This window comes from Aurantiacibacter rhizosphaerae (assembly GCF_009807005.1).
GTDB lineage: Bacteria > Pseudomonadota > Alphaproteobacteria > Sphingomonadales > Sphingomonadaceae > Alteraurantiacibacter > Alteraurantiacibacter rhizosphaerae.
The window spans coordinates 325165-338820 of the sequence record NZ_WUBR01000002.1 but is presented as its reverse complement, the minus strand read 5'-3'; the positions used below and the strand labels follow the sequence as shown (position 1 = coordinate 338820).

The window sequence follows — 13656 nt, the reverse complement described above, 5'->3', positions numbered from 1 at the left end:
GCGAAATCGCAAGGAGCATAAATGAGCGATGTAGGACAGAGCCACGAAGCGCTGGTTGAAGCTTTCCGCGATTCAATGCGTCACGTGGCCGCGACAGTTTACGCCGTCACCACGATAGACAATGGCCAGCGTTACGGCATCCTCGCAACGGCCGTGAGTTCGCTGAGTTTTGAGCCACCATCCCTGCTGGTGTGCGTCAATCGCACGGCATCTCTGCATGATCCGCTGGAACGGGCGGAGAGGTTTTGCGTGAATATCCTCGGCCTTGGCAATCGGGATGTTGCGAATCATTTCATGCGGCCCGATGCGGATCGTTTTGCCGTGGGGGACTGGCTGGAAGTGGAGGGCACGCCAATTCTGAGCACAGCGCAATCCAGCCTTGTTTGCCGCACGGTCCACCGTCATGAATTTGGCACGCACACGATCTTTATCGGTGAATTGCTGGCAGCCAAGCATCGTCAGGATGCTACCCCGCTGACCTATTTCGATCGCAATTACATCGACATCAGCGAGGCATCGCGGCGGTCCGGTCAGAAGGCCTGATCGCCAGCAAAGCTCGCGTCTCTCAAGCGCAGCAGATGCCCCGGCCAGCTGGGCCCGTGGCCGAGGGGCAGATAGCGGGCGATTTCCTGTTCGATCATCGCGGCCCGTGCAGATTGCGTGGGATAGATGAAGCTGGGAATGGCTCCGCCGCCGGCAACCAGTCCTTGCTCGGATCGCCAGAAGGCCGGGGCAATCGCCGCGTCATATCCGGCATTGGCAAGGATGTGCACGGAAAGCCTGTCCGCCTCGATCTCGGCCTGGCGGTTCACCTGCTGGTTGCGGCCAAGGTGGCGCATGATGCTGGCATTATCGATGCCCGCCTCCACCTTGCGGCGGCGGTGCTCCAACACGCTGTGTGACAGTTCATGGGCAAGGATCACGGCAAGCTGATCGTCTGAAAGGCTGAGAAGGAAATCATATTGCACCTGGATCACGCGCCCGTTTGATCGCGCACTGAAATCGCCCGATGGCAAAACCTCGACCAAAGACTGACAACCCTGCGGAGCATCGAACCCCACCGAGCGCGTCTCTCCATCGCGCAATATCGTGAGTTCGACAGAAGCCTCCGGCGCTAAGCCCGCAAGCTGGAAGAAGGCGACCTCTCGCAGATGATCCTTGCCCGTTGGCACCATGCTGTTGACTGACACGCCGTTGACGGCGGCGATACCGTCTCCACTTTTCAGCCCGGCTCGTTCCGCCGTGGAGCCGGGCACCACGGCTGCAATCGCCAGCGAGCCGTTGCGGAACAGGGACGGCGCTGCATTGCCGTATTGATCCGCGCTGTGCAGTATCATGCCGGTTACAGGCATCGTTTCCCGGCAGAGTTTTACATTCGAGACCAACATCGCATCGGCAATGCGCGCTAGGCGCAAATCTTGTGCAGCAAGATCAGCATTCTGCGCTTGGGCGCCCGTTGCCAGCGCCAGCCACATCATGGCGCAGAGAAGGGCGATCAGCTTACGCATGGTTGGGCGTTAGCAGATTTCAGGCAAGCGCACTGCCATCGATCTCGTCAATCGAGGACAGCCCCAGCATGGCCATGGTGGTTGAAACCTCATTCTGCAGCAGCTCGATCGCGCGCGCCACGCCTCGTTCTCCCGCAGCGGACAGGCCATAAAGCGTGGCCCGGCCAATCAGTGTACCATCCGCGCCCAGGGCCAGCGCCTTTACGATATCACTGCCGCGCCTGATGCCGCTGTCCAGCAATACCGACATCCGGCCACCCACGGCGGCCACGATATCGGGCAGGGCGTCAATCGCGGCGATGGAGTGATCGAGAGAGCGTGCGCCGTGGTTGGACACAATTACGCCATCGGCCCCCATCTCCATCGCCAAGCGCGCATCGTCCGGGTGCAGCACGCCCTTGAGAACGAAATTGCCGGGCCAGATGTCGCGCAGCTTCTTCACGCCGTCCCAATCCAGATCGCTTTGCTTGAAAATCGCGCCCGGCTTCGATCCGCGAACGATGGAGCTTTTAAGGCCTTTCGGCAGGTTAGCCTGCTGGGGCAGGCCGCCGTCCAGAAGATATCGCCCGATAACGCCGGTCAGCCAGCGCGGGTGGGAGAGGATATCGGGGATGTTGTGCCGGTTGAGCTGAAACGGCATTCCAAAGCCGTTGCGTTGCAGATACTCGCGATTTGGCGGCACGGGCAGATCCAGCGTAACCAGCAGTGTATCGCACCCCGTGGCATGGGCGCTGCGCACCACGTTGTAAGACAGTTCGCGGTCCTGCCACATGTAAAGCTGGAACCACCTCCGCCCGTCGATCTCGGCAAACTCCTCCACATTCAGCGTGCTGGCGCTGGAGATGGAGAAGGGAATGCCAGCCTTGGTGGCGGCGTTCGCCAGGGCCAGGTCACCGCGATACCACATCATGCCTGCCGCGCCGGTGGGGCCGATCGCGAAGGGCAGGGCGCTTGGCTTTCCCAGGATCGTGGTGCTGAGGTCGATCTTATCGACATTGCGCAGCACGCGTGGACGGAACGCTATCCGATCAAAAGCCTGCCGATTGCGCGACATGCCCGTTTCATCTTCCACGCCGCGTTCCAGATATTCCCACACCCCGCGCGGCAGGCGTGCCCGCGCCTGTCCAGCTAGGTCGGCAATATTCCAGCAATTCAAAGTGTCGGTCACTATCCGCGACCAAGAAACGGGAGTTTGTTCTGCACAACCAGCGCCTCGTAGAAATTCAGGTAATCGGGCATGTCGCACATGTGCACGATCACTTCAGCTATCTCTTCGGGGGACGCGGCGAAATTGTCGGGCAGTTTCACCGATCCGGGCATGATTTCGGTGGCGACGATGCCCGGATGGAAGATCGAAACCGCGATGTTGTGATCGCGCCCGTCCACGGCCAGCGCATGGGTCAGCCCCTGAAGGCCAAACTTGCTGGCGGTGTAGCTTGGACACTCGCTGCGCGGCACCTTGGCGGAGATAGATCCGATGTTCACGATCCTCCCGTGCCCACCGTTCATGAAGTGCGGCCAGGCGTGCTTTGCGCACAGGAATGCGCTGGTCAGGTTGGTGTCGATGACCTTGTGCCAATGTTCCAGGGAAGTTTCGGCGACAGGCGTGTTTTCGGCAATCCCGGCATTGTTGATCAGCACGTCGATAGAGCCGAATTGCTCTGCCCCGCTGGCCATCAAATTCTCGATATCGGCCTCGTCAGTCACATCGGTGACGACAGCCATCGCTTCGCCGCCCATGCCCTCGATTTTCTTGACCAGCGTGTCCAGCCGCTCCTGCCGCCGGGCGGCCAGCACAACCTTCGCGCCCTTGTTCACGAATTCTATGGCGCAAGCTTCGCCAATTCCCGAACTCGCGCCCGTAACCACCGCGACGCGGCCCTGCAAAATGCTCATAGTCGTTTCTCTCCCATTTCAATCGACTGTTGCCGAATGAATGAGGGCGAAGTCAACAAATGAAGGAGGATGGTGGACGCACTAGGGCTCGAACCTAGGACCCGCTGATTAAGAGTCAGCTGCTCTACCAACTGAGCTATGCGTCCATACCGGCGATGTGTCGCTGGCGCCCTTTGATTCGCATCTGCGAATCGCTGGGAGGCGCTCATATAGCGGTTGTTTCAGCTGTGAAAAGGGGCTGCGTCACAATCGCCTAAACTTATTCGTCAGGACGTGCGGCGGTTCCACCGTTCCACCATCATCAGCGCGCCAACGCAGATCATGTTGGTCATCATCGAAGACCCGCCGTGGCTCATGAATGGCAGGGGAATACCCACCACTGGCGCGAGGCCCATCACCATCATCAGATTGACCGCGACATAGAAGAATATCGTGGCGGTCATGCCTCCTGCCAGCAACCGAGCAAAGCGCGTTTGCGCCTCGCGCGCGACAAGCAGGCCCCAGCGCAGCACGATGCCGAAGACCAGCAGCACGAACAATCCGCCGATCAGGCCCCATTCCTCAGCCATGGTAGCGAAAACGAAGTCTGTATGCGGTTCAGGCAGATAATCGAGCTGGCTTTGCGAACCATCGCCGAATCCCTTGCCGGAAAGTCCGCCGGAACCGATGGCGATCTTGGACTGGATGATATGATAGCCGCTGCCCTGCGGATCGCTGGCCGGATCAAGGAAGGTCAGCACCCGTTGCTGCTGATAGGGCTGAAGCCCGAAGAAATAGGCGATCGGAGCGGCAATAATGCCGGCAATACCGCCGCCGATAAACCATTTCTGCGGGATTGCCGCCAGGAACATCACCACAATGCCGCCAAATGCAATTGCCAGCGAAGTGCCAAGATCGGGTTGCAGCAGCACAAGCCCCACGGGCAGCAGGATCAGGCCGAGGGGAACCAGCAGTGCGCGCCAACTGCCAATCATGCCCACAGGTAGCGTGGAATAAAACGCAGCAATAATCAGGACGATGCCCGGCTTCATGATTTCTGAGGGCTGCAGCCGCATAAAGCCAAGTTCCAGCCACCGCTGGCTACCACCGCCAAGCTGGCCGACGGTTTCCACGGCAACAAGAAGCAGCAGCGTGACCGCATAGGCCGGTATCGCCACAAGCTTCGTCCAGTCCTCCGGGAAATAGGACATCACCAGCGCCACCACCAGGAAGACCCCGAAGCGGATGAGGTGCGAACCGGCATAGGGTTCCATCGATCCGCCTGCAGCAGAGTGCAGCACCGCAGCTCCAAAGGCGACGAGCAGCGTAAGGGGAATGACGACGCGCCAGGGAAATTCCGCAATAGGGGCGGGAAGGGTGATCTCACCCCTCATGTGCTGGTCTCATCGGCTCTCGGATTAGCTTCGTCGCGGGGGGAGAACACCCGGTCATCCGCAACTTCCGGCGCAGAATAGGCGGCGCGCGCTTCGGCATCCACCTGTTCCGCAAGCTTCATGGGCGGCGGCGCGGGCGGAAGGTTCACCCCGGCTGCCGTTGCATAGCTTTTGTATTGCGCATCAAGACGCTGCTGCGCCGTGCCGCCCCACTGTTCCTCCAGCTTGTGCAGGGAATCGAGAGCAGTCTGCGGGTCCAGCAGGAAGGTCATCACATCGCGCGCCACCGGATATGCCGCGCCGGAGCCGCCGCCATGCTCGATCACCACAGCACCTGCGTAGCGTGGATTGTCAAAGGGAGCGAAGAACACGAACAGGCCGTGGTCGCGATATTTCCAAGGACCGGTCTTGCCGTTCGACACGCTGAGGCTGACGACCTGCGCAGTTCCCGTCTTGCCCGCCATCAGCACGTTTTCGATAGGCAAACGCGCACGACCGGCGGTGCCGGGGCCGTTGACCACATCGCTCATCGCCTGGCGGATGTAGGCAATCTCGTCAGGCTTGAAGTCGAGGGATTGAAACGGTGCGCGCTTGTCCAGCTTGGCAAGCGAGGGCGTGATTTTCTGGCCAGTGGCGATGCGGGCGGACATTACCGCCAGCTGTAGCGGGCTGGCGAGATAATAGCCCTGCCCGATCGAGGCGTTCACCGTGTCATATGGCTGCCACTCCTGGCCATATTTCTCCAGCTTCCACGCAGGATCGGGGACGGTGCCGTAGAACTGGCTGGCGACCGGAAGATCGAACTGCTGCCCAAGCCCGAATTGGCGGGCGTAATCGGCCACCTTGTCGAAACCCACCTGCTGGGCGAAGTGATAGAAATAGCTGTCGCAGCTTTGATAGATGGCCTTTGCCATGTCCACGCGGCCATGGTTGCTCCAGCAGTTGAAGAACCTGTTGCCGATGCGCCGTCCGCCACCGCAGATGATCGCCTCATCAGGCGAGACGCCTTCATGCATGAAGGCCATGGAATGCATGGGTTTGATGGTGGAACCGGGCGGATAAAGGCCTTTCAGCGTCTTGTTGCGCAAGGGAACACGATCGTTCTCCTGCAACATGCCGAATTCCACCCGGCCAATACCGTCGGAGAAGCTGTTAGGATCGAAGCTGGGCATGGATGCCATGCACAAAAGATCGCCGCTTTGGCAATCCATCACCACGACGGAACCGGATTCCAGGCCAATCCGACGCGCGGCGTAATCCTGCAAGGGGCCATCGATGGTGAGCTGCACAGCATCACCCTGAACGTCATCACGTGTTTCCAGATCGCGCACGATCCGGCCCGATGCGGTAACCTCCACGCGCCGAGCACCCGGCTCACCTCTCAGCCGTTGCTCGAACTGCTTTTCGATGCCGTCTTTGCCGAGCTTGAAACCGGGGGTAAGCAGCAGCGGCTGTGGCTCCTCCTCATATTCCTCGCGGCTGGGGGAGCCGACGTAGCCGATCAGGTGGCCGACGGAGGCCCCGGTGGGATAGAAGCGAGAGAAACCGCGCTGCGGAATGACGCCGGGCAATTCCGGGATGCGCACGCTGATCGCGGCGAATTTCTCGAAATCCAGGCCATTGGCCACGGGCACCGCTGCAAATCCTGCGGATTCCTCCAGCCTGTCGTGAAGGTCAGCCTTTTCCGCCTCGGTAAATTCGAGGAGGTCGCCAAGGACATTTACCGTAAAATCGCGGTCTTCCAGGCGTTCGGGTATGATGTCGACGCGAAAATCCGCGCGGTTGGAGGCGAGGGGGGAGCCGTTGCGATCAAGGATCCACCCGCGGCGTGGCGGGATCAGGCTGAGATTGACGCGGTTACTCTCCGCCTCCATCTCGTACTTCTCGTTCTCGGCCACGGCGATATAGCCCATGCGCGCGGCCAGCAGCAGGCCGATCCCGCCCTGTACCGATCCGACGACAAAGCTGCGCCGGTCGAACGTTTCCTTCAGCGAATTGGAGGTGAGCTTGCGGTCCATACTCAGCGTATCCGCCTAACGCGCGTCAGTCGCAAATTGTCGAGCAAGGAGATCATCTTTGCTATAATTGGAAACGCGATGACGGAAAGCAAGATCTGCGGGATCAGAAGCGGCAAGCGGTCCAGACTGATTTCCGCCCCTGAAAACAACGCGCTACCCATCAGGTAGAGCGGAATAAACAGCGCCGCGATCAGCCAGTCCTGCCAGAAACTGCGCCATGGGAAGCGTAGCTCAATCAGTTCCAGCGCGATCATCGTGAGTGAAAACAGTAAGATACTGCTGCCGATGGGTTGGCCGGAATACAGATCATTGAACAGGCCGAGAGGGAAACCGGCCCACATCGGCAGGACGCCGGGCCGTGCCAGGCGCCAGGCCAGCAGCATCAGATAGCCGAGGGGCGGAAGGATCGGCGCTGGCGCGATAATCGGCAGCATTGGCGTGAGCGAGCCAAGCATCGTGGTGACCCACGGCACGCCATAGGCCAGCACCGGGGAATGCGCCCGGTTGATCTTGCTGCCATAGGCATCACGCCGTGCGCTGGGTGCCAGCCTTTCCATTATTCTTCAGCTTGATCCGGCTCGGCCTCAGGTTCGGGCGCGCCTTCGGAATCATTGGCGAGGGGGTCTCCCATCGTATCGATCAGTTCGCCCTGCCACACCGGCTTCACGATCACGACATCGGTGGCAGCCGGATTGCTGAGCAATTGCCCGATCGCTCCGTCATCGGTGATTTCACTGACCATGGCGACTGCCGTACCCGGATGGAACATGCCGCCCGCGCCGGACGTGACGAATATGTCGCCAACTTTCAGAGGGTTGATGCCCAGGTTGATCAGGCGGATGCGCAGCGAACCGTCCGCGCGCCCCTCTGCAAACGCAACCGTGTTATCGGTGGCGCGGCGCACGGGAACGACGCTGTCCGTATCTGTGAGCAGAAGGACGCGTGAAGTGTTGGCACCTGCTTCCAGCACACGGCCGACAAGGCCGAGCGGCGAGGTGACCGGCATGCCGGGTTCGACACCTTCCCGGCGGCCTGCCGACAGATAGGCAAAGCGCCGCGTGCTGGTGGACGTCGAACCGATCAACCTGGCCGTGGTGATCGGCGACACATCGCCATCCGAAAGAGAGAGCACAGCTTTCAGGCGCTCGTTTTCCTGGGCGAGGGCGCGAGCCTCAGCCAGTTTTACGCGGGCGATCTTGATCTCTTCTTCCAGCTCCGCATTCTTGCTGCCAGCGTCGTAATATCCGGCGATAGCTTCGAAGAAATTGCGCGATCCCACGCGGCCTGCGGCACCCACTTCACCAACAGGTGCAGCAGCGTCGCTGGCCATAGAACGAAGGCCGTTGAACGTCTCTGGCCGCCAAAGGGATATAGCCAGCAGCAGGATGCCCAGCGCCATGCCAAGGCCCGCAGCCAGATAGCCAGCGAACAGCCCTAGCTGCGCTCTCTTGTTAGAACCCGATCTGTTTGCCGATGGCGGCGCCATAACCGCCGTTACCTCCCGAATTCGTTACCGATCAAGCGGTCATCAAGACGCCGCGATAAATCGGGTCTTCCATGGCCTTGCCCGTACCCACGGCCACGCAGGTGAGCGGATCTTCGGCAATGCTGACGGGCAGGCCGGTTTCTTCCTTGATGTGATCGTCAAGGCCGCGAATCAGGGCGCCGCCGCCGGTCAGCACGATACCCTGGTCAACGATGTCGGCAGCCAGTTCAGGCGCGGTGTTTTCAAGCGCGATGCGAACACCCTCAACGATCGCACCGATAGGCTCGGACAAAGCTTCTGCGATATGCGCCTGGTTGATGGTGATTTCCTTGGGCACGCCGTTCACAAGATCGCGGCCCTTGATGATGATGCTTTCGCCAACGCCATCCTCGGGAACGGTGGCAATGCCGTAATCCTTCTTGATACGCTCTGCCGTGGCATCACCGATCAGCAGGTTGTGATGGCGACGCACGTAGGACACGATCGCCTCGTCCATCTTGTCACCGCCGGTGCGCACCGATGTGGTGTAGGCCAGCCCGCGCAAGGAGAGCACGGCGACCTCTGTGGTGCCGCCGCCGATGTCGACGACCATGGAGCCGACAGGCTCAGTCACCGGCATATCGGCGCCGATTGCAGCAGCCATCGGTTCAAGGATCAGGAAGACTTCCGATGCGCCGGCATTGCTGGCGGCATCGCGAATGGCGCGGCGTTCAACCGATGTGGATCCTGACGGCACGCAGATCACGATTTCGGGATAGCGCAGCAGGGTGCGCTTGTTGTGCACCTTACGGATAAAGTGCTTGATCATCTCTTCCGCAATCTCGATGTCGGCGATCACACCGTCGCGCAGCGGGCGAATGGCCTCGATGCTGTCCGGCGTCTTGCCCATCATCATCTTCGCATCTTCGCCAACCGCCTTCACGCGCTTGACGCCATTCAGCGTCTCGATGGCGACGACGGACGGTTCGTTCAGCACGATGCCGCGATCCTGCACGTAGACCAGCGTATTGGCCGTGCCCAGATCGATGGCCATGTTCTGAGAGCCGAACTTGAAGAGATTGGAAAAGAATGAACTCATCGAGAAATCCGTATTTTTAGGTGAGCTTCGTCACGGAGGGATTCCGCACGTCGGCAATCTGGTGTTCGAAAATGAGGCGCGTCTTTAGCGCCTTGTAACCACAAAGGCCAAAAATTTTGTCGACAAAGCCACAGTTTTGTAGCGGTTCGCCTCGAAAATGCGGCGAGTGGCCGATAAGGTGCCCAAATGCCTAAAATTCGCCGACTTCCTGAAACGCTCGTAAACCGCATCGCTGCTGGTGAAGTTGTAGAACGTCCGGCGTCCGCACTCAAGGAATTGCTGGAGAACGCCATAGATTCCGGCGCATCACGGATTCTGGTTTCGATTGTCGAAGGCGGCCTCGAATCGGTCCAGATCACCGATGATGGTTGCGGGATGACGCCGGATGAAATGACGCTGGCGCTTGAACGGCACGCAACATCGAAATTGCCGGACGAAGCGATTGAGCAGGTCAGCACGCTGGGTTTCAGGGGGGAGGCGCTGCCATCCATCGGCAGCGTATCGCGCCTGACCGTGGAAAGCCGCCCGAAAGATGCAGAGCAGGGATGGCGCCGCGTGGTTGATCACGGCGTGATAGTGGAGGAAGGGCCAGCGGCCTTGCCACCCGGCACCCGCGTTCGGGTGGAAAACCTTTTCGCGAAGATCCCTGCACGCCGCAAGTTTCTGCGCACACCGCGCAGTGAATATGCCGCGTGTCAGGACGTGGTGAAACGCCTCGCCATGGCGCGGCCCGATATCGGCTTCACGTTTGAACACGGCGGACGGCGTATTTTCGCTGTGCAGGCCGGCGAAAGCACCGAATCGCGCGTGGCGCAGATCGTTGCGCGGGAACTGGCCGATAACGGGGTTTCCATCGAGCTGGAACGGCCGGCAGGTGAAGGCATCATGCGCCTTACCGGGGTGGCCGGCCTGCCAACCTACAATCGCGGGATTGCCGATCATCAATATCTGTTCGTCAACGGGCGGCCCGTGAAGGATCGCCTGCTGACAGGGGCGGTGCGCGGGGCCTATGCGGATATGCTGGCGCGCGATCGCCATGCCGTGCTGGCCCTGTTCCTCGACATTCCCTTTGGCGAAGTCGACGTGAACGTCCACCCGGCGAAGACCGAAGTGCGCTTTCGCGATGCAGCAGCGGTGCGCGGTTTCATCGTGTCCGGCCTGCGCCAGGCGCTTTCCACGGGCGACAGGCGGAGTGCGCAGGCACCGGATACAGGCGCCATGGGGCGCTGGCAGGCAGAGCCCATGCAAGAGGAAGCGGCCCCGGCGCTGCGTTCCATATTCGCAGGGCGCGACTGGACTGCGCCTTCCGCATCGCATGTGGCAGAGCCGCGCGCGCCATGGGGCCACGATGCTGACACGATGGCAGCGCCGTACGGGCGGGCAGAGGCGGCAGAGGCCCTGCCGGAAAATGCCGAGCAGTACCCGCTTGGCATCGCGCGCGGACAAGTGGCCAACACCTATATCGTTGCCGAATCAGCCGATGGGCTGGTGCTGGTGGACCAGCATGCCGCGCATGAGCGGATCGTGCTCGAACGCCTGCGCGCGGCGGGGGCAGGGGACAAGGTCGCCGCCAGCCAGGCCCTGTTGATGCCGGAAGTGGTGGAAATGGACGAACCTGCCTGCGACAGGCTGGAAGAACAGATCGATCATTTCGCCACTCTTGGCCTGGTGATTGAACGGTTCGGCCCGGGCGCAATGCTGGTACGCGCCCTGCCGGGCACGCTGAAGCGCGCCGATCCTGCGAAACTTCTGGTTGATCTGGCCGATGATCTGGCCAAGCACGGCGCATCATTGTTGCTGGGCGAAAAAATTGAACATGTACTTGCCACAATGGCCTGTCACGGGTCCGTTCGCGCTGGGCGCACGTTGAACGTGGCAGAGATGAATGCCTTGCTGCGCGAGATGGAGGCAACTCCGCGTTCAGGGCAGTGCAATCATGGCCGTCCAACCTGGATTAAACTGTCCATGGAGGACGTAGAGAAATTGTTCGGGAGGCATTGATGAGGCTGATGGTCGTCATCCTGGCGGGATTTGCGATAGCATCCTGCGGAGAAGAAATTAGCGATGCCGAGCGGGAGGAGAAAGATCGCGCGGTGGTGGAGAGCGTGCGCAGTGCAAACGACACTCCGCCGCCGGTGATCGAGGTCGTGCCCGAACCGATCCTCTATCCCGATATAGAGGCGAATGATCTCTATGGCCTCTCCTGCTCCTATGCTCCGGGAACCAGCATGGGTGCGCGGGTGATCGCGCGGGAGGTGGATGCCTATATGAAGGTCGATGGTGACCTGCTGCGCTTTGCGGCAGACCCCGGTTCGCGGGAGCTACCGGCCAATACGCGGTCCTTCTATAACGGGCGCAAATATTCCATGCGGCTGGAGATCGATGATCAGAAAGCGGGCGAACAGGTCGGCGATGGTGGAACCGTCATGTACGAAGGCACGGTATGGCTGCGCGATCGCTGGGACCGGGTGATCTATCAGGGCACCGGCCCCGTCAGCTGCGGGGCCTGACCTTCACATCACAGCAGGACGCAACAGCATCCAAATACCCATGCCGACCATCGCAAGGTTTTCCGTCAGCGAGACAAAGCCCAGCGGAACATTGGCACTGCCGCCGACGCACGCGCATTTGATGTCCCGCTTCTGGATATAGACCGCATAAATCACGCTTGCGGCGCCGATTGTTCCGATGATCAGGGCGATCGGTATGGATAGCCACGGCAGCAATCTGCCTGCCATCAGAATGGCCGTGCCCGCTTCCAGGAACGGATAGAGATAGGCATAGGGCAGCCAGCGCTTTGCCAGCAGATCATAGCCGAGGAACATGGTGGAGAACTGCTCCACATCCTGCAATTTCAGCATGGCCAGCATAGCCATTGAGAACGCGACGAACCACTCACCTGCGCGGATGGTGAGCGGCGTTCCAAAGCTCCACCAGCTCAATGATAGCGCGAGGCCAAGGCCCACGGCGAACACCGCCAGAACGGGTGTGTAACTCGTCTCACTCTTGTCGCGTGGAGCATTCCCGAAATGAGCGCGCAGAGCGTCATAGCCGCCGATACGCTCTTCACCGATGAAGACCTGCGGCGTCGTCTTGACGTCATATTTCGCCTTGAACGCGTCGGTTTCCTCGCGCGTTGTCAGGTGGTGATCTTCAACCTCGTAACCATTGCGCTTCAACAGCCATTTCGCTTTCAGGCCATAGGGGCAAACGTGTTTGTCCATCACCATGCGATGAAGGCGCGCGAGTTTGGACCCGCGCGCCTTCGTATCTCTGAAAGAGTGTTCGGAATTCATGCCTGAAATCATGCCCGGAAGCTGGGTACTCCGGCGCTCTTGTCCAGTTCCGGAATGATCCGGTAGCGGGCAAGGATAAGGCTGAACAGGCCGAAGAGAAGAAGACCGATTGCGGTGAGCGTGAAGATGAATCCTTCACCAGCAAGGCTGGCAACTGCATCGCCCAGCGTCTTGATCTGCTCCGCACCAGCCGACATGAAGCCAGCCTTGAACAGCGACCAGCCGATCACTGCATAAACCACGCCGCGTGCCAGGAAGCCAGCGCCGCCCAGCCAGCGCGTGGCTGACGGTGCCTGTCCGCTGATGCGATGCATGAACTCACCCGTGATGCCCTTTTTCGCCTGGAAAATGGCAACGATGAAGAAGATCAGGCCAAGAATGCCGATCACGCCGCCGCCGAATTCCATGGAAAGGAGACCCGAGGCCGCTTCCTGCGCGCCGCCGCCGGAACCTCCGCCGGAGGAGGAGCCGGAACCGTCATTGCTGGCGAATTTATACGCAGAATAGGCGAGGGCAAGGTGACCGATGCCGCTACCGGCGTGGCCGATCCGCTTGGCCCAACCCTTCTTGTCTGACCCGTTGTTCTCAATATCGAACAGCAGCGAGCAGAAACGGAAGAGAGCGTAAGCCGTGAGGCCGATCACCATGATCCACAGGATGAGAGTCCCTGCCGGATAGTTCTCGATCGCGCGAAAAATGCCATTCGTGCCCTGTGCAATCTGTTGCGCGCTGGTGAGGGCGATCAGGCCCAGCACCGAATAGAGGATCGCGCGGCTGAAATAGCCAACGCGCACCAGCCAATTGAACTTCTCGGATTTGTCGACCATTTCCCTCGTGTCTCCATTATAATGTTTCCCCAGCAACGGACGAAGCGTGAAATCGTGCCAAGATGGGTAATCGTGGGTTAATGTGGAACGCATGGAACACGGTCCTGAGCGAGAAAAGCTACCGGGACAGGCGTGCCTTGCAAAAGGGGTGGCGATCCCCGTTTTCCGCCGGTT

Annotated in this window: 13 protein-coding genes and 1 tRNA gene; 3 read left to right on the top strand and 11 right to left on the bottom strand. The window is 60.3% G+C overall.

What is annotated here, in order from left to right; translation table 11 throughout:
• Positions 1-21: 21 nt before the first annotated feature.
• Positions 22-543: a flavin reductase family protein gene (locus GRF63_RS09090; RefSeq protein ID WP_160485703.1), complete on the top strand. Its 522-nt coding sequence runs from the start codon at positions 22-24 to the stop codon at positions 541-543.
• Here the strand turns inward: GRF63_RS09090 and GRF63_RS09085 are convergent.
• The 9 genes from GRF63_RS09085 to GRF63_RS09045 all read right to left on the bottom strand — a co-directional run bounded on the left by GRF63_RS09085 (position 531) and on the right by GRF63_RS09045 (position 9359).
• Complete coding sequence (locus GRF63_RS09085; RefSeq protein WP_160485702.1) at positions 531-1508, bottom strand: M48 family metalloprotease; 978 nt, start codon at positions 1506-1508, stop codon at positions 531-533. The genes GRF63_RS09090 and GRF63_RS09085 overlap by 13 nt on opposite strands.
• A gap of 19 nt (positions 1509-1527) precedes the next feature.
• Positions 1528-2676, bottom strand: coding sequence for an alpha-hydroxy-acid oxidizing protein (locus GRF63_RS09080; RefSeq protein WP_160485701.1), 1149 nt, complete (start codon positions 2674-2676; stop codon positions 1528-1530).
• A complete protein-coding gene (locus GRF63_RS09075; protein ID WP_160485700.1) occupies positions 2676-3404 on the bottom strand; it encodes an SDR family oxidoreductase in 729 nt (242 codons plus the stop codon). Before GRF63_RS09075 ends, GRF63_RS09080 begins: the two co-directional genes overlap by 1 nt.
• A gap of 70 nt (positions 3405-3474) precedes the next feature.
• Positions 3475-3550, bottom strand: a tRNA-Lys gene (locus GRF63_RS09070).
• 120 nt (positions 3551-3670) lie between these two features.
• A complete protein-coding gene (rodA, locus tag GRF63_RS09065; protein WP_160485699.1) occupies positions 3671-4777 on the bottom strand; it encodes a rod shape-determining protein RodA in 1107 nt (368 codons plus the stop codon).
• Entirely contained in the window at positions 4774-6795 is a 2022-nt protein-coding gene (gene mrdA, locus GRF63_RS09060; RefSeq protein WP_160485698.1) for a penicillin-binding protein 2, read from the bottom strand. Before mrdA ends, rodA begins: the two co-directional genes overlap by 4 nt.
• 2 nt (positions 6796-6797) lie before the next feature.
• Positions 6798-7352, bottom strand: coding sequence for a rod shape-determining protein MreD (mreD, locus tag GRF63_RS09055; protein ID WP_160485697.1), 555 nt, complete (start codon positions 7350-7352; stop codon positions 6798-6800).
• The gene (locus GRF63_RS09050; protein ID WP_160485696.1) at positions 7352-8281 is read right to left on the bottom strand and encodes a rod shape-determining protein MreC; all 930 of its coding nucleotides are present in this window, start codon (positions 8279-8281) and stop codon (positions 7352-7354) included. Before GRF63_RS09050 ends, mreD begins: the two co-directional genes overlap by 1 nt.
• A 31-nt stretch (positions 8282-8312) precedes the next feature.
• Positions 8313-9359: a rod shape-determining protein gene (locus GRF63_RS09045; RefSeq protein ID WP_160485695.1), complete on the bottom strand. Its 1047-nt coding sequence runs from the start codon at positions 9357-9359 to the stop codon at positions 8313-8315.
• Positions 9360-9545: 186 nt separating this feature from the next.
• Here GRF63_RS09045 and mutL point away from each other — a divergent pair, with 186 nt between their 5' ends.
• Together mutL and GRF63_RS09035 are read left to right on the top strand one after the other, a co-directional pair.
• Positions 9546-11360 carry a DNA mismatch repair endonuclease MutL gene (mutL, locus tag GRF63_RS09040; RefSeq protein ID WP_160485694.1) on the top strand — a complete coding sequence of 605 codons (1815 nt, stop codon included), beginning with the start codon at positions 9546-9548 and terminating at the stop codon, positions 11358-11360.
• Positions 11360-11869, top strand: coding sequence for a hypothetical protein (locus tag GRF63_RS09035; RefSeq protein ID WP_160485693.1), 510 nt, complete (start codon positions 11360-11362; stop codon positions 11867-11869). The genes mutL and GRF63_RS09035 overlap by 1 nt, the downstream gene beginning before the upstream one ends.
• 3 nt (positions 11870-11872) lie before the next feature.
• On the opposite strand, the gene GRF63_RS09030 is transcribed toward GRF63_RS09035, so the two are convergent.
• Positions 11873-12583: a glutaredoxin gene (locus GRF63_RS09030; RefSeq protein WP_237392400.1), complete on the bottom strand. Its 711-nt coding sequence runs from the start codon at positions 12581-12583 to the stop codon at positions 11873-11875.
• Positions 12584-12663: 80 nt separating this feature from the next.
• The gene (locus GRF63_RS09025; protein ID WP_160485691.1) at positions 12664-13482 is read right to left on the bottom strand and encodes a DUF1206 domain-containing protein; all 819 of its coding nucleotides are present in this window, start codon (positions 13480-13482) and stop codon (positions 12664-12666) included.
• Between the last annotated feature and the right edge of the window lie 174 nt (positions 13483-13656).

Coding starts and splice junctions, on each gene's coding strand:
- mrdA (WP_160485698.1), bottom strand. CDS start 6,795: ATGGACCGCAAGCTCACCTCCAATTCGCTGAAGGAAACGTTCGACCGG.
- GRF63_RS09045 (WP_160485695.1), bottom strand. CDS start 9,359: ATGAGTTCATTCTTTTCCAATCTCTTCAAGTTCGGCTCTCAGAACATG.
- rodA (WP_160485699.1), bottom strand. CDS start 4,777: ATGAGGGGTGAGATCACCCTTCCCGCCCCTATTGCGGAATTTCCCTGG.
- mutL (WP_160485694.1), top strand. CDS start 9,546: ATGCCTAAAATTCGCCGACTTCCTGAAACGCTCGTAAACCGCATCGCT.
- GRF63_RS09090 (WP_160485703.1), top strand. CDS start 22: ATGAGCGATGTAGGACAGAGCCACGAAGCGCTGGTTGAAGCTTTCCGC.
- GRF63_RS09085 (WP_160485702.1), bottom strand. CDS start 1,508: ATGCGTAAGCTGATCGCCCTTCTCTGCGCCATGATGTGGCTGGCGCTG.
- GRF63_RS09025 (WP_160485691.1), bottom strand. CDS start 13,482: ATGGTCGACAAATCCGAGAAGTTCAATTGGCTGGTGCGCGTTGGCTAT.
- GRF63_RS09050 (WP_160485696.1), bottom strand. CDS start 8,281: ATGGCGCCGCCATCGGCAAACAGATCGGGTTCTAACAAGAGAGCGCAG.
- GRF63_RS09035 (WP_160485693.1), top strand. CDS start 11,360: ATGAGGCTGATGGTCGTCATCCTGGCGGGATTTGCGATAGCATCCTGC.
- GRF63_RS09075 (WP_160485700.1), bottom strand. CDS start 3,404: ATGAGCATTTTGCAGGGCCGCGTCGCGGTGGTTACGGGCGCGAGTTCG.
- GRF63_RS09030 (WP_237392400.1), bottom strand. CDS start 12,583: ATGGACAAACACGTTTGCCCCTATGGCCTGAAAGCGAAATGGCTGTTG.
- mreD (WP_160485697.1), bottom strand. CDS start 7,352: ATGGAAAGGCTGGCACCCAGCGCACGGCGTGATGCCTATGGCAGCAAG.